Raw genomic sequence first — 23,084 nt, 5'->3', positions numbered from 1 at the left:
GCATGTTAAAGCGACTGCTCGCTAAAGCAAGCCCGCTGCTCGGCAGCCACAGCGACTGGCAAGGCAGTTGCCTCCTCTGTCATCAGCCTTGTGACAACTCCCCCCTGCTCTGCAGCTGGTGTCGGCAGGCGTTGCATCAGTCACAGCCAAGATGTCATCTCTGCGCTGCGCCCTTGACGACCTATATTGCTGAGAGAGTGATGCTCTGTGGCCGCTGCCAGCGCAGGCCCCCTCCCTGGGAGCGATTACAGGTGATCGGCGACTATCAGGCCCCCTACCCCATGCTGATACCCCGGCTCAAATATTCCGGCCAGATCTTGCTGGCACCATTGCTGGCGAGTCTGCTGGCCGACCACTTAGATAATAGCGATCCGCCAGAGGCCATTATTCCGGTCCCCCTGCACTGGTGGCGACAGTGGCGGCGCGGCTTCAATCAGGCTGAAGAGATTGGTAAGGAGTTGGGCCAACTGACCGGGCTCCCCTGTGATAGCAACTTGTTGCGACGGTTCAAAGCGACACCGCAGCAGACCGCACTGAGTGCAGGCCAGCGACGGCGAAATCTGCGCGGAGCATTCCGGATCCGCCCCCACCAATACAATCATGTCGCCCTGCTCGATGACGTCGTGACCACAGGCGCCACCGCCGGTCAGCTGAGCCGACTGCTACACGAGAGCGGAGTCACAAAGGTGGAGGTCTGGGCCATCTGCCGTACTCTCAAGCACCTCAAGTAGCCATCGGCATGCTACCCAAGCATTAATAACCGCGTTATCATGAATACCCTAGTCGTACACTCAGGTTTATGAGGATAGTGATGATCAGCATTTCCGACGCCGCCCAGGCCCATTTCCGTAAACTGCTGGAAAAACAGCCTGATGGCACCAATATCCGGGTGTTTGTGGTCAATCCGGGAACCCAGAATGCCGAGTGTGGCGTATCCTATTGCCCGCCCGATGCCGTGGACCCGGAAGATCAACACCTGCCCTTCAGCGGCTTCGACTGCATGGTCGATCCCCTGAGCGCCCCCTTCCTGGTGGATGCTACCATCGACTTCGTGACTGATCAGATGGGCTCCCAGCTCACCCTGAAAGCACCGAACGCCAAGATGCGTAAAGTGGCCGACGACGCGCCGCTGATCGAGCGCATCGAATACGTGTTGATGTCCGAAGTGAACCCCATGCTGGCCGGTCACGGTGGCAAGGTGACCCTGGTCGAGCTGACTGAAGACAAACTGGCCATCCTGCAGTTTGGCGGCGGTTGCAACGGCTGCTCCATGGTCGATTACACCCTGAAAGAGGGGATCGAGAAGCAGCTGCTGGAGAAGTTCCCGGGCGAACTCAACGGTGTGAAAGACGCCACCGAGCACCAGCGCGGCGACCACTCCTACTACTGATTTGTTGCCATTTCAGTGCAAAGAAAAGGCCCCGCCATCCGGCGGGGCCTTTTGCATGGGCAATCGGCCGATTACTCGTCCTTCTTGTCTCGCGACAGCAGGGCGATGGCCGCCTCTTTCGGGTTCTTGCCCTCGTAGAGCACCTTGAAGATCTGTTCGCAGATGGGCATCTCGACGCCGCAGCGGGCCGCCAGCAGATGCACCTCTTTGGTGTTACGATAACCCTCCACCACCTGACCAATCTCGGTCATGGCGGTGTCCACATCCTTGCCAGCCCCGAGGGCCAGCCCGAAGCGACGGTTGCGCGACTGGTTGTCGGTACAGGTGAGCACCAGATCCCCGAGCCCCGCCATCCCCATAAAGGTTTTGGCATCGGCACCCAGCGCCGCCCCCAGACGCTGCATCTCCACCAGACCCCGGGTGATGAGCGCGGTTCTGGCATTGGCGCCAAACCCGAGCCCGTCGGAGAGACCGGCACCGATGGCGATGACGTTCTTCACAGCCCCACCCAGCTGCAGACCGACGAAGTCCGGATTGGTATAGACCCGGAACGAGCGGCCACAGTGCAGCAGGTGGGAGAGATCGTCGGCGAACTCGTCGTGAGTCGAGGCGACCGAGATGGCGGTCGGCAGACCGGCAGCCAGCTCCTTGGCGAAGGTGGGGCCGGAGATCACCGCCAGCGGCATCTCGTCACCCAGCACGTCACGGGCCACGTCCTGCAGCAGACGGCCACTGTCCGGCTCCAGACCCTTGGTGGCCCAGGCGATACGGGTATCGGGGCGCAGGAAGGGTTTGATCCGGGTCAGTACATCACCAAATACATGGCTCGGCACCACCAGCAGCAGCACGGGGGCAGCTTGTACCGCCCGTTGCAGATCCGCAGTCAGCTGCAAATCAGCAGGAAAAGGGACATCAGGCAAAAATGCCTTGTTGCAGCGGTCTTGTTCCAGCTCGGCGACATGAGCGGGGTCGTGACCCCACAGCAGGGTCGGATGACCGTTGCGCGCCAGAGAAATGGCAAGGGCGGAGCCATAAGACCCCGCCCCCAAGACCGAGATAGCGATCTGGTCAGCCATTATCAGGCTTCCGCAGTCGCCTGCTGGGCCTGTGCTTGCGCCATGTGCTGGGCAAACAGGGCATCGAAGTTGACCGGTGCCAGGTTCAGCTGCGGGAAGGAACCCTTGCTCACCATGTTGGCCACGGCTTCGCGGGCATACGGGAACAGGATGTTCGGGCAGAAGGCTGCCAGGCAGTGAGCCAGTTGCGGCTCCGGCAGGTTGCCGATGGTGAAGATACCGGCTTGCTGTACTTCGCACAGGAAGGCGGTTTCGGTTTCCAGTTTGCAGGTCACGGTCAGGGTCAGGACAACCTCGTACACGTTCTCAGCCAGGATGTTGGTCTTGGTATCCATATCCAGCTTGACGTCCGGCTGCCACTCTTTCTGGAAGATGTGCGGGGTGTTCGGCGCTTCGAAAGAGACATCCTTGGTGTAAACACGCTGGATGTGGAATTCCGGTTGTACTTCCTGGTTGTTGATCTCGTCAGCCATTTCGTTTGATTCCTTGTTATATGGATAAGTGGGCTCAGGCCCTGCTTAAATCAGCGTTTCTTGGTTACCGGCAGATTTTCTGCACGCCATTGGGCCATGCCACCGCCGAGCACATAAACCTGCTTGAAGCCAGCTTTGCTCAGCTGACGGCCCGCGCCGCCCGCAGTCATTCCCGACTCGCACACCACTATGATGGGGGCATCTTTATGCTTTTCAACCGGGCCCAGATTATTGCTCTGGATTTGGGTCAGCGGCAGGTGCTGGGCACCGGCCAGATGGCCCTTGGCGTACTCTTCCTGACTGCGAATATCCACCACTGTGGCATTCTCGCGGTTGATCAGCAGGGTCGCGGTGTGATTGTTGACGGTTTTTACCGGAGACAAACGGGCACGCACAGTGGTGTAAACCAGGGTGCCAGCCAGGCCCAACCAGGCTGCGGTCAGCAGCGGGTTACGGGCCGCAAAATCCAAATACTCTTGCATCTTCTACTATCCAGGGACCAAGACAAGGGCCCGAGTATACATGGGGGTATTGATAAGATCAGCCATCTTGGCGGCAAAGCGCGAGCAGGCTCCCATCATCATTGGGCAGCGAGCATGGCAGGAAAGGCTGGCTTGCGGGGCGGCGGGAGCGCCCCTTGGCTATCAGGTGACTATTTCGGCAGATGTAGTAATATTACGCTAGTTTTATTTCCCGCATTTTTTCCAATCCGAGAGGACATAGTCTTATGTCAACAGCTAAGAAACCTTTGGTTCTGGTCATCATGGACGGTTGGGGCTACAGCACCAAGCAAGAGCACAACGCCGTCGCTGCCGCCAAGACTCCCAACCTCGATCGTCTGGCCCGTGACTATACCAGCACCCTGATCTCCGGCTCCGGCCTGGATGTCGGTCTGCCGGATGGCCAGATGGGCAACTCCGAAGTAGGCCACGTCAACATCGGTGCCGGTCGCATCGTCTATCAGGAGCTGACCCGCATCTCCAAAGACATTCAGGATGGTCCCTTCTTCCAGAACGTCGAGCTGGCCAAGGCTGTTGACGCTGCCGTCACCAACGGCAAAGCCGTTCACATCATGGGTCTGATGTCCCCGGGTGGCGTACACAGCCACGAAGAGCACATCATGGGCATGATCGAAATGGCCGCCAAGCGTGGCGCCGAGAAGATCTACTTCCACGCCTTCCTGGATGGCCGTGACGTGCCGCCGCGCTCTGCCCAGTCCTCCATCGAGCTGTTCGATGCTCTGTTCGCCAAGCTGGGCAAGGGTCGTTTCGCCTCCATGATCGGCCGTTACTTCGCCATGGACCGTGACAACCGCTGGGATCGCGTGCAGCAAGCCTATGATCTGATGACCCAGGGCAAGGGCGAGTTCACCGCCGAGAGCGCCACCGAAGCACTGGCTGCCGCCTATGCCCGCGATGAGAACGACGAGTTCGTCAAGGCGACCCGCATCGGCGAAGCTGCACCGATGGAAGATGGTGATGCGCTGATTTTCATGAACTTCCGTGCCGACCGTGCCCGTGAAATCACCCGCGCCTTCGTTGACACCGACTTCACCGGCTTCGCCCGTGCTGCCCAGCCGAAGCTGAACTTCGTGATGCTGACCGAATACGCGGCCGACATCAAAACTGCCTGTGCCTACCCGCCGACCGCTCTGGTCAACACCCTGGGTGAGTGGCTGGCCAAGCAGGGCAAGACCCAGCTGCGCATCTCCGAAACCGAGAAGTATGCTCACGTCACCTTCTTCTTCAACGGTGGCGAAGAGTCCTGCTTCACCGGCGAAGATCGCGAGATCGTGGCCAGCCCGAAAGTGGCAACCTATGACCTGCAGCCGGAGATGAGCTCCGAAGAGCTGACCGACAAGCTGGTTGCGGCCATCAAGAGCGGCAAGTACGACGTCATCATCTGTAACTACCCGAATGGCGACATGGTTGGTCACACCGGCGTATTCGATGCCGCCGTCAAAGCCTGTGAAGCCGTTGACCACTGCATCGGTCGCGTCACCGACGCGCTGGCCGAAGTGGGTGGCGAGTGCCTGATCACTGCCGACCACGGTAACGCCGAGAAGATGCTGGACGAAGAGACTGGCCAGGCCCACACCGCCCACACCAATCTGCCGGTTCCGCTCATCTATTTCGGTCGCAAAGCCGAGGTTGCCGAAGGTGGTAAACTGTCCGATCTGGCCCCCACCATGCTGACCCTGATGGGTCTGCCGGTGCCGCCGGAAATGACTGGCAAGCCCCTGATGATTCTGAAATAATCCTTCCCCATGCGGGGATGCGAAGTTATTTCACAGAAAACCAGTCGCGTCGGCCTGTTGGCCGGCGCGCTGTTTTTTTGCCTGTCGTTTGGCACCACCCCAGCTGCCGCCAATCAGCAGCTGGGCACCATGCAGTCCCAGATCAAAGCGCAACAAAAGACCATCCAGCTCAGCAAGCAGGAGCTGGCCAAACTCAATACCCAACTCAAGGCTGACGAGCAGGCCATCTCGGCCGCTGCCGCCAAACTCAACCAGACCAGACAACAGTTGAAACAGAACCAGCAGCAGCTGGCGACCCTGCAAAAAGACAAGCTGGCACTGGAAGTTCAAGCCAAGCATCAGAAGCAGTTGCTGGCCAAGCAGGCGGAGAGCGCCTTTCTGGCTGGACACCACGACTACCTCAAACTGCTGCTCAATCAGCAAGATCCGGCCAAACTGAGCCGGTCTCTCGACTACTACGATTACCTCAACAAGGCCCGCATCGAAGCTATCGACGCCCTGCGTGCCACCCGTGACCAGCTGGCGAAAAACCAACAGTCCACCAAAGAGACCGAAACCAGACTGCAGAGCCTGCTCGGCGAACAGCAGGAGCATCACCAGACCCTGCAGGCCAGCCAGCAGAGCCGGGCCAAGGTGCGCAACCAGTTGCAGCAATCTGTACAGAGTGACGAACAGAAGCTCGCCAAGCTGGTCAAGGCAGAGAAGGCTCTCAAGGCCCGACTGGAAGAGCTGCGCCGCCAGCAGGAAGAGAAAGAGCGCCGTGAACGGGCCGAGCGGGAGCGCCTTGCCAAGATCAAGGCCGAGCAGGAACGCCAGCGACGGCTAGAGGCACAACGCCTGGCCGCCGAACAACAACGACTCGCGGAGCAACAACGTATCGCGGCCCAGAAACGACAGGTCGATGAACAACAACGGCTCGCAGCTCAACAACAGAGAGTCACCGCACAGCAGGAGAAGGTCGCCGAGCAACAGGCTGCAGCACGCAAGAGTGCCAAGGCAAGCGCCAACGGTTACAGCGGCCTCAAGACCAGTGGCAGCCTGCGCTGGCCGGTACAGGGGCCGATCCTCATCGCCTACGGCTCGCCGCGCACCGCCCAACTCAAGTGGAAAGGCACCCTGATCGGCGCCCGCGAGGGGACCCAGGTCAAGGCGGTCGCACCGGGGCAAGTAGTCTACGCCGACTGGCTCGACGGCTTCGGTATGCTGCTGGTGATCGATCACGGCAAGGGCTATATGAGCCTCTACGGTCACAATCAGTCGTTGCTGCGTCAGGTTGGCCAGAATGTGGAGCAGGGGGAACCGGTGGCGCTGGTCGGTGACAGTGGCGGCCAGGACAGACCGGGCCTCTACTTCGAAATTCGCTATCAGGGCGAAGCGGTCAACCCGACCAAATGGCTGGCCAAGGGGTGAGTTAACCCGGCCGACAAGCGAGTCACACGCTCACTAGCAAAAGCCTGTATCACGCAGGCTTTTGTCGTTTCAGGAGAACAGCAACCTGCTGTCGGTCCCATTTGATGAAAAATTACCTCATTTTCGCTCGGCTCAGGGAAAGACAACCAGACCGATCTGCTCCAGCAAGGTCTGCTGCTGATCCTCGTTGATCTGCACCCCTTGCAGATCGACCCGACGCAGATCCAGCCCCGGCAGATCGCACTGACGCAGATCGCAGCCCTGCAGCTTGAAGCTGGTCCAGTCGATCTGGCCAAACTCGGAGCCGCTGAGATCGGACCCCGCCAGCGAGGCACCAAACAGGTTGGCTCCCTGCCAGCGGTTTTCCGTCAGCTCGCACTTCTCCAGCAGACAGCCCTCGAAGCTGGCGTAGCTGAAGTTGTTGCCGGTAAGGTGGGCTTCGCAGAAGTAGCTTTTGGCGGTGATCTGGTTGGCAAAGCTGGCGTGGCCGAAATTGATGCCGACCGCCTGACAGTCGCGCAGCTCCAACCCCAGACACTGGCTGCGACTGCAATCGGCCATGGTAAGATCGCAGCGCAGGAAGCTGGCCTCACGCAGGTCACACCCCTGCAGCAGGCAGCCCAGTTCGCTCTCCCGATCGTAGAAGCTGCAGTCGATGAAGCGGCTATCGCTCAAATCCAGCCAGGAGAAGTTGCAGCCGATAAAGCGGCACTCCGAGAACTGCTCCCCCTCCACATCCTGCTGCTCGAACCGGACATCCACAAACTGCTTGCCTCTGATCATCGGAAAACTCCTGCAAAAAACAGCTTCGTATGCTGACTTTATCCACCGATGGCGGTAATGTTACATGTAACATCCACGCTGGACACCCCTATGAGCCCCACCCGCAAGCGCCGCCCCACTCTGCAAGATATCGCCGACCAGACCGGCGTGACCAAGATGACTGTCAGCCGCTATCTGCGCGACCCGCAGACCGTGGCTGAGGGGACCCGCGAGCGGATCGCGGCGGTGGTGGAAGAGCTGGGTTATATCCCCAACCGGGCGCCGGATATTCTCTCCAACGCGACCAGCAAGGCAATTGGCATCCTGATCCCCTCCCTCTCCAACCAGGTCTTCTCGGCGGTGGTCCAGGGTATCGAGTCGGTGACCCGACCGGCTGGTTACCAGACCCTGCTGGCCCACTACGGCTACAGCCCGGAACGGGAGGAGGAGCAGGTCGCGTCCCTGCTCTCCTACCATGTGGATGGCCTGATCCTCTCCGACAGCCAGCACACCGAGCGCACCCGCAAGATGATCGCCACCGCCGGCATTCCAGTGGTAGAGACCATGGATCTGCCGCAAACCCCCATCGACATGGTGGTCGGCATGGACCATAGAGCCGCGGCCCGGGCCATGGTAACAGAGATGCTGCGCCGGGGCCGACGCAAGGTGGTCTATCTCGGTGCGCGGCTCGACGTGCGCACCCAGCTGCGGATGGAGGGTTACTATCAGGCGATGACCGACTTCGGCCTCACCGGCCAGCATCTGCTGACCGAGCAATCCTCCAGCTTCACCCTGGGGGGCGAGTTACTGGATCAGGCGCTGGTACGCTATCCCGACCTCGATGGCCTGTTCTGCACCAACGATGACCTGGCGGTGGGAGCCCTGTTGCAGTGTCAGGCCAAGTGGATCCCGGTGCCCCAGCAGATCGCCATCGCTGGTTGCAACGCTCTCGACATCGGCCACGCCATGACCCCCAAACTGGCCAGTATCGCCACCCCGCGGGAAGCGATCGGTCGGGAGGCGGCCACCCTGCTGCTGGCGCGTCTCAGCGGCCAATCCCAACCCGATACCCGCAAGGATATCGGCTTCTCCCTCTATATCGGGGAGAGTCTGGGGTAATTCCTTCCCTCACCCACTTAAGTCACGGCGATAACAAACAGGCCACCCGAGGGTGGCCTGTTTGGTTTTCTGCACAACTGAGGCTTAGCGTTTAACCAGCTCAACCGCTTCGCGGGAGAGGCGGGTCACCTCTTCCCAGTTGCCGCTCTTGACCGCATCGGCCGGCAGCATCCAGGAGCCGCCGACGGTGGCCACGCACTTGAGCGCCAGATAGTCGGCGACGTTTTTCGGGCCGATACCGCCGGTCGGGCAGAACTTCACCTGGGGCAGCGGGGCGGCAATGGCAGAGAGCGCCTTGGTGCCGCCATTCGCTTCGGCCGGGAAGAACTTCAGATGGTCATAGCCCGCTTCCAGCGCCTGCATCACTTCAGACGGAGTAGCCACCCCCGGGATCAGCGGTGCAGTGCTCTTGGCCGCGTGGGCCAGCAGGGCCGGCGTCATCCCCGGGGAGATGACGAAGCGGGCACCGGCAGCGACGGCTGCGTCAAACTGCTCGCAGTTGAGCACGGTACCGGCACCGACCATGGCATCCGGCATCGCCTTGGCGATGAGAGCGATGGCATCGAGCGCCACCGGGGTGCGCAGGGTGATCTCGAACACCGAGATGCCGCCATCGAGCAGCGCCTTGGCCATCGGCAGAGCCTGATCCAGCTCATTGATAACCATCACGGGTACCAGCGGGGAGGCGGCAAACACCTCGGCCGGGGTCACTTTCCAGTTCTGCATAGCTCTTCCTTAGTCAAAGATGGTAGCGCCACACTCGGCGCTCGATACCGCGCGACGCATCACGCTGAACAGTTCACGACCCCACCCCTCTTGTTCCGGAGTGAGGTCAATCTCGGCCTGGGTACGGCCAGTCAAGTCGGTCAGGCAGTCGAGGCTGCCGTTTACCGCGTCAACCCGCAGCAGGTCACCGTCAGCCAGCAGGCCGATGGCCCCGCCGTGCAGCGCTTCCGGGGTGACGTGGATGGCTGCCGGGATCTTGCCGGAGGCGCCGGAGAGACGGCCATCGGTGACCAGCGCCACCTTGTAACCCGCCTTCTGCAGGTTGCCGAGCACCGGCATCAGCTTGTGCAGCTCCGGCATGCCGTTGGCGGCCGGACCATTGTGGCGCACCACGATCACGGCGTCCTGATTGAGATCGCCCGCCTTGTAGGCCGCTTCAACCGCATGCTGGGAGGAGAAGACCCGCGCCGGTGCTTCAATCACCCGATACTCGGGCGCCACGGCGGAGACCTTGACCACGGCGCGGCCCAGATTGCCCGCCAGCAGCTTGGTGCCGCCGGTGGCCTGGAACACGCTGCCGGAAGGTGACAGCACGCTCACGTCACTGCTTTCACCTACCGGCTGCCATACCAGCTGGCCATCGACCAGGGTCGGACGCGTGAGGTAATCCTGCATCTCACCAAAGACAGGGGTTGCGTCCATGTGGATCAGCCCATCTTCGGCCAGGCGACGCATCAGACCGGGCACGCCGCCCGCCTGCTCGAAGGCGTTGACGTCGGCCGGGCCGTTCGGGTACATGCGCACCAGCAGCGGCACCACATCGGAGAGATCGCTGATGTCATCCCAGGTCAGCACCAGACCGGCGGCACGGGCCAGCGCTACCATATGAATGCTGTGGTTGGTGCTGCCGCCAGAGGCAAGCAGGGCCACCAGACCGTTGACCAGCGAACGCTCGTCCAGCACCTCGCTCAGGGGACGATAGGCCGGGGAGCCCGGGATCATGGCGCTGATACGACGGGCCGCCTCAATGGTCAGGGCCTGGCGCAACTCGCTGTGGGGATGCACAAAGGCAGAGCCTGGCAGCATCAACCCCATCGCCTCGAACACCAGCTGGTTGGTGTTGGCGGTGCCGTAGAAGGTGCAGGTACCCGCCGCATGGTAGGCGCCGCACTCCATCTTGAGCAGGGCGTCGCGGCCCACTTCACCTGCGGCGTACTGCTGGCGAACCTTCACCTTCTCGTCGTTGCTGATGCCGCTCGCCATCGGGCCAGCAGGAACAAATGCCGTCGGCAGGTGAGCGTGGGAGAGGGCACCCATGATCTGGCCCGGAGCGATCTTGTCGCAGATGCCGAGCAGCAGGGTGGCATCGAAGGTGTTGTGAGAGAGCGACAGCGCGGTCGCCTGAGCGATGAGATCCCGGGAGAAGAGGGACATATCCATCCCCGGCTGCCCCTGAGTCACGCCATCGCACATGGCGGGCACGCCACCGGCAACCTGAGCACTGTGGCCCAGCTCGGCCAGCGCGCCCTTGATGATGTCCGGATAGCCCTGATAGGGCTGATGGGCACTCAGCATGTCGTTGTAGGCGGTGACGATGCCGACGTTGGCACGGGTCATATCGAGAATACGACCCTTCTCGTCACAGCTCGAGGCCGCCACGGCGTGGGCCAGGTTGCCGCAAGAGAGGGAGGCGCGGGTCTTGCCATGCTCTGCCTGACGCTGGATGCGGGCCAGAAATGCCTGACGACGGGCGACACTGCGCTCGCGGATGCGAGCGGTGACGTCGGAAATTACCTGATGAATCATTGGGCTTGCTCCAATGCTGTGACGGCGCGGTCAACCACCTGTTCGAAGGTGCCGTCTATATCAATGTGGAATACACCGGCTTCGCCATCCGGGCGCTCCAGAGTATCGAACTGACTTTGTACCATGCTTTCACGCATGAAATGGCCCTTGCGGGCACGCATCCGTTCGAGGATCAGCGGCTGGCTGCCATCGAGGAAGATGAAGCTGACCGACTCGTTGCCTTCGCGGATCTGGTCGCGGTACTGCTTTTTGAGGGCGGAACAGACGATGATGCCGGTCTCGTTCTTCTGCTCGAGACTGTAGGCGGCGTCGCGGATCCGCTCCAGCCAGGGGGCACGATCCTCGTCGTTGAGGGGGTTGCCACCCGCCATCTTCTGGATGTTGGCCCTGGGGTGCAGGTCATCACCATCGATGAACTTGGCACCCAGCGCTTGGGCCACTTTCAGACCCACGCTGGATTTGCCGCTACCACACACACCCATCACGATAATGCACTTGCCCGCCATAATTTGACCTCTGTCCCACTTTTCAAAAAACCAGCTGTTGATGGGTTCTAATCTAACACGTTACCGGTAACATGTTACCGGTAACGACTGAAAATGTGAAGTCTGCCACAGACTGAGCAAACCCATAGCCACCTGGGCATATGATGTTGAGCCCTTGCCATAAATCTAAATAAATCATAAAGATATGGTTTGCCGACGGATCAGCAAGGTGTCACTACAGAACTTGGATTAAGGAACGCATAACAATGTCTGACCTCTCCCTGATCATGACGGCCGCAGGCTCGATTGTGCTGCTGCTCTTCCTGGTGATGAAGGCCCGGCTCCACGCCGTTGTCTCCCTCATTCTGGTCTCCATGGTGGCGGGTCTCGCCGCTGGCATGAACCCGGCCGATATCGCCGCCACCATCCAGAAAGGGATGGGGGGCACCCTCGGCTTTGTCGCTGTCGTCGTGGCGCTGGGCGCCATGTTCGGCAAGGTGATGGAAGTGACCGGCGCCCTCGACCGGGTGGCTCACACCCTGCTCGGCAAGTTCGGCGTCAAGCGAGCCAACTGGGCCATGGCCCTGACCGGCTTTGTCTGCGCCTTGCCGCTCTTCTTTGACGTGGCCGTGGTGCTGCTGATCGGCGTCGCCTTCGCCATCGTCCGTCGTGGCGGCGGCAGCGTGGTGAAGATTGGTATCGCCCTACTGGCCGGTATCGCCACTTGTCAGGCCTTCCTTATTCCAGCGCCGGGCCCGATTCTGGTGGCTTCCCAGCTGGGTGCTGACTTCGGCTACATGATCCTGTTCGGCCTGATCGCCGCCGTACCGGCGCTGATCCTGGCAGGCCCGCTGTTCGGTGACTTCATCAGCAAGATCGTCGATGTGCCGCTGCCCGCCGATGCCCAGAACAGCGTCCACGATGACAACAAATCCCTGCCCTCCTTCGGGTTGGCCATGGGCCTAATCGGTCTGCCGCTGCTGCTGATCGGCCTCAAGACCATCGTTGGCCGCTTTGTCGAAACCGGTACTAGCCTGCACGGCTGGCTGGAGTTCATCGGCCACCCCTTCACCGCCATCATGGTCGCCTGCCTGGCCGCCTTCTATCTGCTGGGTATTCGCCGTGGCATGTCCCGTGACGAGGTGATGAGCGTCTGCAACAGCGCCATCCAGCCGGCGGGCGTCATCATCCTGGTGACCGGTGCCGGTGGCGTGTTCAAGCAGGTGCTGGTTGATTCCGGCGTGGGTGCCGCTCTGGGCAACATGCTGGCCGATACCGGTCTGCCCATCGTCGCACTGGCCTTCATTCTGGCCGCTGCGGTACGGGTGATTCAGGGCTCTGCCACCGTCGCCATGCTGACCGCCTGCGGTCTGGTACTGCCGATGCTGGAGCCGCTCGGTCTCAGCGGTGCCCAACTGGCAGCCGTCACCATCGCCATCGGCGGCGGTTCCATCGTGCTCTCCCACGTCAACGACTCTGGTTTCTGGCTGGCCAACCGCTACCTCGGCCTGACCGAGAAGCAGACTCTGCAGACCTGGACCGTGATGGAGACCATCATCGGTACCACCGGCGGTGTGATGGCAATGATCATTTACAGCTTCCTCTGATCACGACGAACACCCCCAAAAAAGGCCTCACGAGTGAGGCCTTTTTCATCTTTCTGACGATTCTTTCTTTGGCCCAGAGGGCGAGATTGCTAGAATCGCCTATTCATCGCTCCGAGTGGAACGCTTAACCCCGTGATTTCAGGTTTCTCTATGCATTCATCGGCCCATTATCGACAACTGCTGGCACACCTGCCCCAGATCGCCGTCGCAGCGGATCAGTTTGAAGTGCTCTACAGCGCCCAGGATTTCAAACGCCGCATTCTTGCGCTTATCGCCAGTGCCACCCGGCGCATCTATCTGGTGGCTCTCTATCTGCAGGATGACGAAGCAGGCCGGGAGATCCTCTCCGCCCTCTACGCCGCCAAGCAGCGCAACCCGGCTCTCGACATCAAGCTGTTCGTCGATTTTCACCGTGCCCAGCGCGGCCTGATCGGCAAGGGCAAGCAGGGGGGCAACCACCTGATGTATCAGGCCATGGCTGCCGAACACGAGCACCAGATCGAAATCTACGGCGTACCGGTCAAAGGGCGCGAGCTGCTCGGCGTGCTCCACCTCAAGGGCTTTATCTTCGACGATGTGGTGCTCTACTCCGGCGCCAGCCTCAACGACATCTACCTGCACCAGCAGGATCGCTACCGCTTCGATCGCTATCACCAGATAGCCAGCCCCGAACTGGCCCGCAGCATGGCCAACTACGTGGATGACCTGTTCGTGAAGAGCGACGCGGTGCAGCGACTGGATCACAGCGATATCCCCAGCGCCAAGCAGCTGAAGGGGCCGATCCGCCGCTTCAAGCAGAACCTGCGCCAGAGCCAGTACCGCTTCAGCACCATGCCGGTCAACACTCAGGAAGTGGCCGTCACCCCCATGGTGGGTCTGGGCAAGCGTAACAACCAGCTCAACCTGATGATCCGCAATCTGGTGCGCGCCACCGAGCGGGAGATCTTCATCTGCACCCCTTACTTCAATCCCCCCAAGGAGTTGAGCAAGGATATCGAGGATCTGCTGCAGCGCGGTTGCAAGGTGACCATCGTAGTGGGCGACAAGACCGCCAACGACTTCTTCATTCCGCCGGAAGAGAAGTTCTCCACCATCGGTGGCCTGCCCTATCTCTACGAGACCAACCTGCGCAAGTTTGCCGAGCGCAACCAGCGCCACATCGACGACGGTCGCCTCAACCTGATGCTCTGGTGTTGCGAGCGCAACTCCTACCATCTCAAGGGGATCTTCGTGGATGACGAGTGGGCCCTGCTCACCGGCAACAACCTCAACCCCCGCGCCTGGGCGCTGGATCTGGAGAACGGCCTGCTGGTACACGATCGTCGCCACCTGCTGCGTCCCCAGTTCAACGCGGAGCGGGAGAACATCCTGACCAACACCAAGCGGATCAGCCACTTCGATCAGGTGGAGCAGATCCAGGACTACCCGGAACAGGTGCGCAAGCTGCTGGGACGGATCCACAGGGTCAAGGCTCATCTGCTGCTCAAGCGGATCATCTGACCCCGGGGCGCGCAACGCCCACCCCGCCCAACGGCAATCAGACCAAGGCCTCCCGTTTTCGGCAGGCCTTTGTTATATCCGCCGTTTCCCCCGCCTTGACGGCCCAGCCAGCAGCAACTCGGCTTGCATCGGCCCCTCAACAACCCCTATCATCTGGACATATTTACAGTGTTTTCGGGCATCTAATTGATGAAATTGGATAAAATTCCTCTCGATAGCCTCAAGGGTGTCGGCAGCAAGATGCTGGAGAAGCTCGAGCGGCTGGGGCTGGCCACGGTACAGGATCTGCTGTTCCACCTCCCCCTGCGCTACGAGGACCGCACCCAGGTGTGGCCCATCGGCGATCTGCCGCCCGGCCTGCACGGTGCCGTCGAGGGCGAAATCCAGGACACTCAGCTGGTGATGGGGCGCCGCCGCATGATGGTCTGTCGCATCAGCGACGGTACCGGCACCCTCACCCTGCGCTTCTTCAACTTCACCGCCGCCCAGAAAAACAGTCTGGCGGCGGGCCGCCTGATCCGCTGCTTTGGCGAGGTGCGCCCCGGCAAATACGGGCTGGAGATGGCCCACCCCGAGTACAAGCTGCTCGGCGAGGAGCAAGCCGGCCAGACCGAAGAGGCACTCACCCCCGTCTACCCGACTACCGAAGGGCTGCGCCAGCTCACCCTGCGCAACCTCACCGATCAGGCGCTGGCCCAGCTCGACCTCTATGGCGTGGAGGAGCTGCTGCCTGCCGGCCTCTATCCCCACCAGATTGAGCTGGCCGCCGCTCTGAAGCTGCTGCACCGTCCACCCCCTTCGGTGGCTCTGCCGCTGCTGGAAAGCGGCCAACATCCGGCCCAGCAGCGACTGGTACTGGAGGAGCTGCTGGCTCACAACCTCTCGGTACTCAAGGTGCGTGCTCAGGCACAAACCCAGCTGGCTCGCGCTCTCAAACCGGCGCCCGCGCTGGTTGAACAACTGCTCAGCGCTCTGCCGTTCAAACCGACCGGCGCCCAGAGCCGGGTGGTGGCCGAGATAGGTAAGGATCTGCAACAGAGCCACCCCATGATGCGGCTGGTGCAGGGGGATGTAGGCTCCGGCAAGACCCTGGTCGCGGCGCTCGCCGCCCTGCAAGCCATCGGCAACGGCTGTCAGGTGGGCTTGATGGCGCCGACCGAGCTGCTGGCGGAACAGCACGCCATCAACTTCGCCAAGTGGCTGGAGCCGCTCGGCATCGGGGTCGGCTGGCTGGCGGGCAAGCAGAAGGGCAAGGCGCGGGAAGAGGCGCTGGCTGCGATCAAAGATGGCAGCGTCAAGATGGTGGTGGGCACCCACGCCATCTTTCAGGAGCAGGTGGTGTTCCAGCGCCTGGCGCTGGTCATCATCGATGAACAGCACAGATTCGGGGTGCACCAGCGCCTCGCCCTGCGCGAGAAAGGGGAGCGTGAGGGGGTACATCCCCATCAGCTCATCATGACCGCCACCCCCATCCCCCGCACCCTGGCGATGACAGCCTATGCCGACCTCGACACCTCGGTCATCGACGAACTGCCGCCGGGCCGTACCCCCATCACCACGGTGGCGCTGCCCGACAGCCGTCGCGGCGACGTGATCGAGCGGGTCAAGCTCGCCTGCACCGAGGGCAAGCAGGCCTACTGGGTCTGCACCCTGATCGAGGAGTCGGAGGTGCTGGAGTGTCAGGCCGCCGAGGATACCGCCGCCGAGCTGCAGAACCTGCTGCCCGGCCTGCATATCGGGCTGGTGCACGGCCGGATGCGGCCGGTGGAGAAACAGCGGGTGATGGAGGAGTTCAAGGCAGGCATACTGCAACTGCTGGTCGCCACCACCGTCATCGAGGTGGGGGTGGATGTGCCCAACGCCAGCCTGATGATCATCGAGAACCCGGAACGTCTCGGGCTGGCGCAGTTGCACCAGCTGCGCGGCCGGGTTGGCCGGGGGGCGGTGGCCTCTCACTGCGTGCTGCTCTATCATGCCCCCTTGTCCAAGACGGCCCAGAGCCGGCTCGGGGTGCTGCGTGAGACCAACGATGGCTTCCTCATCGCCCAGCGCGATCTGGAACTGCGCGGCCCGGGGGAACTGCTCGGCACCCGCCAGACCGGTCTGGCCGACCTCAAGATCGCCGATCTGGTGCGGGATCAGCCGCTTATTCCACAGGTGCAGAAGATGGCGCGCTTCCTCATGGATAGGCACCCGAGTCATGTCGAACCCTTGATACGGCGCTGGCTCGGCTTACGGGATCACTATTCCAATGCCTGATCGAGATAGATGCAGAAGATGGGCACATCTCCTGATGGAGAGGCATCCGAGTCATGTCGAACCCTTGATACGGCGCTGGCTCGGCTTACGGGATCACTACTCCAATGCCTGATCGAGGTAGATGCAGAAGATGGACACATCTCCTGATGGACAGGCATCCGAGTCATGTCGAACCCTTGATTCGCCGCTGGCTCGGCTTACGGGATCACTACTCCAATGCTTGACCTGCGGAATCACGCTGCCAACACCTGATCACTCAACCAATACAGGAGGAAAGCACTTATGAATTCCTGGCTACGCGGCCTGCTCTACACCTTTGCCTTCCTGCTGCTGTTTGTCTGGGTTGCCCTCGGCCTGTTCGACGCCGAGCGCGCCAAAGGCCCCATCGCCAGCTGGATCAGCCAGCAGACCGGTGTGCCGGTCACCATAGGGCGACTGGTGTTCAACCCGCTCCACCCCTACACCCTGCTGGCAGAGCAGGTGCGTTACGGCGATGCGGTCTCTCTCGACAAGATCTATCTGGAGATCGAGAGCATCGACTGGCTGAGCCGCGATGTGCGCATCGCCCATCTCGATCTCATTCGTCCCGCTATCAAGCTGCCGCTGCCCAACCAGCTGCCGAACCTGCCGGTGCACTCCCTCACCATCAGCGACAGCACTATCGATCGCCTCAGTCTGGAGAGCCCCGAGCTGACCTTGCGCGGCCTCAACGCCACCCTGAGCGACTGGGAGCTGATCGACCCGAAACGGCAGCCACAGGCCAACCTGAGCCTCAATATCGGCCAGCTGGAGACTCCGCAGTTCACCTTCGCCCGTCTCAACCTGCAAGGACGGCTGGAAGGGGAAGTGCTGCGCAGCGACAAGCTGGTGACCAACCTGTTCGACGGTCTGCTGGAGACCGGCGTGGTGCTGGACTGGCCCGCCCGCACCCTGCAACTGCACGATCTCAAGGCGCGCGGCATGCGGGTGGAGCTGGGGGATCTGACACAGCAAGGCTTCCCGCAGCGTTTCCCGTTGCAAAGCGTATCGCTGGATCGTGGTCAGCTGAACGGCGTCAGCCTCAACGACATCAATCAGGAGCTCTCCTTCAACAACTTCAGCGGCCAGCTCACCGCCTTCAACTGGCAGGCGGGCAACCAGCCCACCGGCTATCTGAGCGGCACCCTGGGGGACATGGGCCGCGGCCTGTTCCAGCTGGAGGAGATCAAGGGCAAGCTCGCCTTCTCGCCCCAGCAGATTGACGGCGAACTGCAGGGCAAAGCCTATGAAGGGGCGTTCAATGTCGAGCTCTCCCTTGATACCCAACAGCAAAAGCTGACCCTGAAAGACGTGGCGCTGAGCGGCATGGATATCAGCCTGCCGCAAGGATGGTGGCAGGATTGGCAGGGCTGGCGCCCGCAGCAGGTCGATATCCGCAAGCTGGCGTTCGACAAGCTCAAGGTGCTCTCCTTCGACGATACCCTGCCCCTGTCGCTGACCGGCTGGCAGCTCTATCTGAGCGATCTCGCCCTGCGCGATAACCAACCCGGCCCGCTACTCGGCCGCGCCCGTATCGAGAGCAAGTGGTTCGAACTGGTGTGGGATGGCCTCAGCGCCCGCAATGGCGAACTGGATGGCGAGCTGACCCCCAGCTCGTGGCAACTGGGCAAGCTCACCAGCACGCTGCCGGATGAGGGCACCCTCAGCCTGAGTGGCCAGTGGGGCCGCGAGCCGGGCCAGAGCAGCCGTCTGCAGCTGCAGGCAACCAGGCTGGACCTGCAGCAGTGGGGCAAGATACTCAACCCTCTGTCTCCATCTCCGGTCTCCTTCGCCGGCAAGGCGGACGTGAGCGCCGACCTGCAAGCCGAACATGGAAAGGTGGCGGGCGAGTGGCGCCAGACCCTGCAGGGCAGTTTTGCCCTCGATGCCGATGAGCCGTTCTGGGACAAGGTGAAAATAGATCCGCTGCTCAATGAGTGGTTCAAGGGGGCGACCCCACCGACACTCACCCCCCATGAGCTGTGGCAGGCAATGCAGGGTGGGGACACCCCCTTCTACCGCATCAAGCTGCAGGGCAAGATCGACAAGGGGCAATTGCAGATCGAGCAGGCTGGCGCCTCCACCATCACCCACCTGCTGGCGCTGCAAGGGGGGATCGATCTGGTCAACGAGCAGTGGCAGCTGGATCTGGGGATCCTCAACGGCAACCGCTGCGCCGAGCTGCTCGGCCAGTGGCGCGGACCGCTGACAGAACCTACCCTGGTCTGGCGCTTCCCGCAGAAGCAGGATGCCTGCGGCTGGGAGGTGGGAGTTCGCTATCCACCACAGGGCAACAGCGCCCCGCTCTGGCGCCCCTCTGCCCCTCCTGCTGCCCAGTAAAAAGAACAAGGCCTCGTCATGAGGCCTTGTTCTTTAAGGGTACCTCCTCACAGCACGGGGGCCAGCCCCCGTCGCTTGACCGGCTGTACTACATAGTGACCGAGAAACTCGGCTGCCAATGTCTCGCCGCTGAACAGCTTGATCTGCAGGCTGAATCTGGCCAACTCCCCCCGCTTGAGTGGCTCCAGCACGGCAGGCATCCCCTCCCGGGCTACCCGCGCCTCCGGCTCTTCGCTCACAGGTCGGTAATACTTGATGTTACCCTCCGCCAGCACCGTATCCCCCACCAGGCCAGCCTCCTTAAGCTGCAACCAGATCAGGCCCCACCCTGCCAGCACACACTGGCTGTAGATGCTGCCGGCAAACATGGTGTCATGCACATTGAGGTTAGCCGCCAGATTGGCCTTGAGGTGAAAGGTCTGGCCATCGTAGTGGCTGATGTGCATTCCCATCTTCTCGCTAATGGGAATACCCCGCGACCAGCGGGTCGTGAGATCCTGACACCACTCAGGTCGATACTGGATGGTCTGCAAGGGACTCAGGGATTTGATCATCTGACGGTGGGGGATGCGACCAAAGGAGACGGGGCCTTCCCCTACCTCCAGAAAACCGCACTTGCGATAGAACTCCACCGCCTCCTGACGGGCGTTCATCACCAGCCGTTTCACCTTCTCGCTGCGGGCCAGTTGCTCCAGATCCTCCACCATTTTGGCCCCCAGCCCCTGGCCGCGATATTCCGGACTCAGTGCCATAAAGCGGATCTGCGCTTCATCACCGCCAATAAAGAGGCGACCCACCGCGATGGGGGCGCCATCGGGTGCCAGCATCAGTCGATGAATAGCAACGGAATCATACTCATCCCGCTCGGAACCAAGTGGTAGATTGAACGGTTTGCGCAATAGTTCCCAGCGCAATTGATAGTAGGCATCCAGCTCGGCGGCCGTCTGAGGGGTGACTACCCGATACATAGCTTCATCCTTGAGTGTGTGCCGAAGCGCAGATGGAAGGGATTACGCAACAAGTTCTCCCGGTGCTCTCTGTGGTAACTCCCCTGCTCCACTGCCATTCGAGGGGGGCTACCCGGTACATAATTGCATCCTTGAGTTACACTGGTCGCAAACCATCTTGCCGTGCAAATTCATGGACTTCAATCTGCAAGCGTACCAAGCCGATCACTTGTTGCACCTCAGTGTCAAACCCCAACGTCGCCTCACCGTTCAAGAAAACGGCCAGCACCGTTGGCTGGAGATAGATGGCGTGGTGCAATCCGCCATGTCGCTGGCGGACCCTGCCGCCCTCTGTCTGCCGCATCAGCGGGTCGTTGCCTGTCTGCTGCCGGAGCAAGCCTCCCGGATCCTCGAACTGGGGCTGGGCGGGGGCGATCTCACCCGCCATCTGGGCCAGCGCTGGCCTGATGCTCATCATGAATGTGTTGACCTCGATGAGGAGGTGCTGACCGTTTATCAGCAGTTTTTCCAGCATCCACAGAGCGATGAGCACGCTACCCCTGCCCTCCATCTGGCCGATGCCCTCGCCTTTTTGGAACAGAGCGAGCAGCAGTACGACCTCATCCTGCTCGATCTCTTCAGTCAGGATGGCAACCCGCTGCTGCTGTTTCAGGAGCGACTCTACAAGGCGCTGGCTCCTCGCCTGAATGGCACCTTGATCATCAACCTGCTGCCGCGCACCACCCTTGAGTTAACCCACGCCCTGCTCCTGATCGAACAGTGGATTGGACCGGCCACGCCTTATCCGGTCGCGGGGCTCATCAACATCATCATCCATGTCACCCCACGGGATGCCAAAGCCTCAGACCTGTAACCAGAAGGTAACCGGGCCATCATTGACCAGTGCCACCTTCATATCGGCAGCAAAACGGCCGGTTTTGGTCGGGATGCCGCTGGCTGAAGCCTTGGCCACGAAGTAGTCATAAAGCCGCTCGGCCTCACTCGGGTGAGCTCCGCAGGAGAAGCTGGGGCGCATCCCGCTCTTGGTGTCGGCCGCCAGGGTGAACTGGGAGACCACCAGCAGGCTGCCACCGATCTGGCCGACATTGAGGTTCATCTTGCCATTCTCGTCACTGAACACCCGATAGCCGCTCACCTTGTGCAGCAGCTTATCGGCCTTAGCCTCGTCATCCCCCTGCTCCACCCCGAGCAGCACCAGCAGCCCCTGACCAATAGCACCTGTCACCTCCCCCTCGACGGTCACGCTGGCCTCGCTGACCCGCTGAATCAATGCAATCACATCCCTCTCCTCTGCAAACAAAACGACCGCCCCCTCACAGGGGCGGTCGTCGATGCTACCAATAAACCAATGGCCAAGGCGATGGCTTAGCCCAGCTCTTCGCTGACCGGTTTCTCGTATTCACCGAGGCAGGCGGTAGTTTCTGCGCCAAGCAACACCACCAGCACACTCAAATAGACCCAGACAAACAGGATGGGGATGGTCGCCAACGCACCTCAAAATTGGGAGCTCAACAGCAAAAACCAATTCGCTTTGGCATGGGAGGCTAACGTGGTCAAATCGCGATTATGTGATCTCGGGCGTCATTTGGGTTTGTTTTTTTGTGTACTATACCAAGTAGTGTTTGTATGGATATGTTTTCTTCTAGGTGGTTGACAAATATGGGTTTTTTTAATTTATCGAAAGCATTTGATGAAGTCAAGGATGCTTTTGGAGCCAAAGAGACGGCGATAGCCGGAGCTAAGTTATTAGGTAAGGGAGTTGTTAACGTCGCCCAGTTTGCGGCGACAACGGGTCTTGACACCGTACTTAAATCTTCGAGTGAGAAGATTCTAAATAAAGCTGATGCTACCGAAGAACAGCGAATGAATGCCATGGAAGTCCATGAGAGGGCTTGTAATCGCATTGCCGCTCGTAAAGAAAAAGAGCGTCTCGAGCGCGAATCAGAAGGCTAATAAATTAGTCTACGTATAAACAATCAAATAGAGGTGTAGTAAATAATGGCAGTTGTATATCGAGCTAAGTGTTCAGATTGTAAGTATGAGTGGACTAGCAGAGCGGGGTTCGGCACACCAGATTACTGCCCTAAATGCAGAAGTAAACATATCAGCTCATCGCCAATAAAGCAGTAACTTAGGTGCTGCTATCAGGGGGCGTTTCAGAATTCTGAATTTAAAGTACGGTAAGCGGTTGACTCGGTGGACGCGCTCACAAACGATCGTTTGTGAGCAGTACCAGTGAGAATCCGACCTATGCCAGTGCTGGCATGGGTCGTTACTTTATCAAAAACCACTCTCGTATCACACGACTGAAACAGCCGAGTTTCGAGAACCACGAAAATGCGGTATCTAGGGGGCGTTATTTGCGTAAAGCAGCGCCGTTGCGTGGCCTAGAATTACTTAACGTACTTTAAATTCAGAATTCTGAGGCGAGCCAAATAAGTTCGACTGGGTAATTATTAGGAGAGATAAAATGGGCTTTTGGGATACAGCAGGCAAGCTTGCAAAGGGTGCTGCAAACGCATTAGAAGAAAAATCTAATGAGCTTCACGCCATAAAAATGCGCTTAGAAAGCAAGCGCAGTGAAGAGCTAAAACGCCTAATAAAAGACGATGGTATTTTTTCTGCGAGCAGCTCAGAAAAAAGCATTGCGATGAAAATCCTCAGGGAACGCGGAGACATTTAAGAAAGGTTAAACAATAGGCGCGATGACTTTTACTCATACGGCGTTAGTCCGCTATGCGCTTAAGGGGGCGTTACGTTAAATCGGACGCACTTTTTCTGACGCTGCCATCGAGCAAGATGGCGCGGTCCTCTCAAAACAGAACGACCGCCCCCTCACAGGGGCGGTCGTCGATGCTACCAATAAACCCGACATTCCGCACCTGATT

The 23,084-nt window shown here is 60.3% G+C and carries 21 protein-coding genes and 1 pseudogene; 12 read left to right on the top strand and 10 right to left on the bottom strand.

Annotated features, from left to right (window positions below; all coding sequences use genetic code 11):
* Window positions 1–2 precede the first annotated feature (2 nt).
* Both BN1117_RS17225 and nfuA read left to right on the top strand, forming a co-directional pair.
* Window positions 3–731: a ComF family protein gene (locus tag BN1117_RS17225; protein WP_040099400.1), complete on the top strand. Its 729-nt coding sequence runs from the start codon at window positions 3–5 to the stop codon at window positions 729–731.
* 80 nt (window positions 732–811) lie between these two features.
* Window positions 812–1,390 (top strand): Fe-S biogenesis protein NfuA, encoded by a 579-nt coding sequence (gene nfuA, locus BN1117_RS17220; RefSeq protein WP_005340636.1) that lies wholly within the window; start codon window positions 812–814, stop codon window positions 1,388–1,390.
* Between the two features lie 71 nt (window positions 1,391–1,461).
* Here nfuA and gpsA read toward each other — a convergent pair whose 3' ends face one another.
* The 3 genes from gpsA to BN1117_RS17205 are packed head-to-tail and all read right to left on the bottom strand — an operon-like array spanning window position 1,462 to window position 3,421.
* The gene (gene gpsA, locus BN1117_RS17215; RefSeq protein WP_040099399.1) at window positions 1,462–2,466 is read right to left on the bottom strand and encodes an NAD(P)H-dependent glycerol-3-phosphate dehydrogenase; all 1,005 of its coding nucleotides are present in this window, start codon (window positions 2,464–2,466) and stop codon (window positions 1,462–1,464) included.
* A gap of 2 nt (window positions 2,467–2,468) precedes the next feature.
* Window positions 2,469–2,939, bottom strand: coding sequence for a protein-export chaperone SecB (gene secB / locus BN1117_RS17210; RefSeq protein WP_005340639.1), 471 nt, complete (start codon window positions 2,937–2,939; stop codon window positions 2,469–2,471).
* Between the two features lie 50 nt (window positions 2,940–2,989).
* A complete protein-coding gene (locus tag BN1117_RS17205; RefSeq protein WP_005340640.1) occupies window positions 2,990–3,421 on the bottom strand; it encodes a rhodanese-like domain-containing protein in 432 nt (143 codons plus the stop codon).
* A 245-nt stretch (window positions 3,422–3,666) separates the two neighbouring features.
* Between BN1117_RS17205 and gpmM the strand changes: the two genes are divergently transcribed.
* Window positions 3,667–5,196: a 2,3-bisphosphoglycerate-independent phosphoglycerate mutase gene (gpmM, locus tag BN1117_RS17200; RefSeq protein WP_040099397.1), complete on the top strand. Its 1,530-nt coding sequence runs from the start codon at window positions 3,667–3,669 to the stop codon at window positions 5,194–5,196.
* 9 nt (window positions 5,197–5,205) lie between these two features.
* Window positions 5,206–6,606, top strand: a complete 1,401-nt coding sequence (locus BN1117_RS17195) for a peptidoglycan DD-metalloendopeptidase family protein (protein WP_040099395.1) — start codon at window positions 5,206–5,208, stop codon at window positions 6,604–6,606.
* A 132-nt stretch (window positions 6,607–6,738) separates the two neighbouring features.
* On the opposite strand, the gene BN1117_RS17190 is transcribed toward BN1117_RS17195, so the two are convergent.
* A complete protein-coding gene (locus BN1117_RS17190; RefSeq protein WP_040099393.1) occupies window positions 6,739–7,389 on the bottom strand; it encodes a Qnr family pentapeptide repeat protein in 651 nt (216 codons plus the stop codon).
* Between the two features lie 90 nt (window positions 7,390–7,479).
* Here BN1117_RS17190 and BN1117_RS17185 point away from each other — a divergent pair, with 90 nt between their 5' ends.
* Window positions 7,480–8,487 (top strand): substrate-binding domain-containing protein, encoded by a 1,008-nt coding sequence (locus BN1117_RS17185; RefSeq protein ID WP_040099391.1) that lies wholly within the window; start codon window positions 7,480–7,482, stop codon window positions 8,485–8,487.
* 84 nt (window positions 8,488–8,571) lie between these two features.
* Here BN1117_RS17185 and BN1117_RS17180 read toward each other — a convergent pair whose 3' ends face one another.
* The 3 genes from BN1117_RS17180 to BN1117_RS17170 are packed head-to-tail and all read right to left on the bottom strand — an operon-like array spanning window position 8,572 to window position 11,525.
* Window positions 8,572–9,213, bottom strand: a complete 642-nt coding sequence (locus BN1117_RS17180; protein WP_005342660.1) for a bifunctional 4-hydroxy-2-oxoglutarate aldolase/2-dehydro-3-deoxy-phosphogluconate aldolase — start codon at window positions 9,211–9,213, stop codon at window positions 8,572–8,574.
* A 9-nt stretch (window positions 9,214–9,222) separates the two neighbouring features.
* Window positions 9,223–11,019, bottom strand: coding sequence for a phosphogluconate dehydratase (edd, locus tag BN1117_RS17175; RefSeq protein WP_040099389.1), 1,797 nt, complete (start codon window positions 11,017–11,019; stop codon window positions 9,223–9,225).
* Entirely contained in the window at window positions 11,016–11,525 is a 510-nt protein-coding gene (locus BN1117_RS17170) for a gluconokinase (RefSeq protein ID WP_040099387.1), read from the bottom strand. The genes edd and BN1117_RS17170 overlap by 4 nt, the downstream gene beginning before the upstream one ends.
* Window positions 11,526–11,770: 245 nt before the next feature.
* Between BN1117_RS17170 and gntU the strand changes: the two genes are divergently transcribed.
* From gntU to BN1117_RS17150, 4 genes are all read left to right on the top strand, one after another.
* Entirely contained in the window at window positions 11,771–13,111 is a 1,341-nt protein-coding gene (gene gntU, locus BN1117_RS17165; protein ID WP_040099385.1) for a gluconate transporter, read from the top strand.
* Between the two features lie 150 nt (window positions 13,112–13,261).
* Window positions 13,262–14,611, top strand: a complete 1,350-nt coding sequence (pssA, locus tag BN1117_RS17160) for a CDP-diacylglycerol--serine O-phosphatidyltransferase (protein ID WP_040099383.1) — start codon at window positions 13,262–13,264, stop codon at window positions 14,609–14,611.
* Window positions 14,612–14,800: 189 nt separating this feature from the next.
* Window positions 14,801–16,870: an ATP-dependent DNA helicase RecG gene (recG, locus tag BN1117_RS17155; protein ID WP_040099381.1), complete on the top strand. Its 2,070-nt coding sequence runs from the start codon at window positions 14,801–14,803 to the stop codon at window positions 16,868–16,870.
* 282 nt (window positions 16,871–17,152) lie between these two features.
* The gene (locus BN1117_RS17150; RefSeq protein ID WP_040099380.1) at window positions 17,153–19,228 is read left to right on the top strand and encodes an AsmA family protein; all 2,076 of its coding nucleotides are present in this window, start codon (window positions 17,153–17,155) and stop codon (window positions 19,226–19,228) included.
* A 47-nt stretch (window positions 19,229–19,275) separates the two neighbouring features.
* Here the strand turns inward: BN1117_RS17150 and BN1117_RS17145 are convergent, their stop codons facing one another.
* A complete protein-coding gene (locus tag BN1117_RS17145) occupies window positions 19,276–20,196 on the bottom strand; it encodes a bifunctional GNAT family N-acetyltransferase/hotdog fold thioesterase (RefSeq protein ID WP_040099378.1) in 921 nt (306 codons plus the stop codon).
* 172 nt (window positions 20,197–20,368) lie between these two features.
* Between BN1117_RS17145 and BN1117_RS17140 the strand changes: the two genes are divergently transcribed.
* Window positions 20,369–21,049, top strand: a complete 681-nt coding sequence (locus BN1117_RS17140) for a spermidine synthase (protein WP_040099376.1) — start codon at window positions 20,369–20,371, stop codon at window positions 21,047–21,049.
* Here the strand turns inward: BN1117_RS17140 and dtd are convergent.
* Window positions 21,038–21,475 (bottom strand): D-aminoacyl-tRNA deacylase, encoded by a 438-nt coding sequence (gene dtd / locus BN1117_RS17135; RefSeq protein WP_040099374.1) that lies wholly within the window; start codon window positions 21,473–21,475, stop codon window positions 21,038–21,040. The genes BN1117_RS17140 and dtd overlap by 12 nt on opposite strands.
* Window positions 21,476–21,561: 86 nt before the next feature.
* Window positions 21,562–21,690: pseudogene (locus BN1117_RS17130) on the bottom strand (virulence factor BrkB family protein); the annotation flags it as partial.
* Between the two features lie 132 nt (window positions 21,691–21,822).
* On the opposite strand from BN1117_RS17130, the gene BN1117_RS17125 reads away from it, so the two are divergent.
* Together BN1117_RS17125 and BN1117_RS17120 are read left to right on the top strand one after the other, a co-directional pair.
* On the top strand, window positions 21,823–22,149 hold the full coding sequence (locus tag BN1117_RS17125) for a hypothetical protein (RefSeq protein WP_156130039.1): 327 nt from the start codon (window positions 21,823–21,825) through the stop codon (window positions 22,147–22,149).
* Window positions 22,150–22,666: 517 nt separating this feature from the next.
* Window positions 22,667–22,879, top strand: coding sequence for a hypothetical protein (locus BN1117_RS17120; RefSeq protein WP_040099369.1), 213 nt, complete (start codon window positions 22,667–22,669; stop codon window positions 22,877–22,879).
* Window positions 22,880–23,084 lie beyond the last annotated feature (205 nt).

The organism is Aeromonas australiensis (assembly GCF_000819725.1).
Classification (GTDB): Bacteria; Pseudomonadota; Gammaproteobacteria; order Enterobacterales; family Aeromonadaceae; genus Aeromonas; species Aeromonas australiensis.
This window is presented reverse-complemented; position numbering and strand designations above follow the sequence as displayed.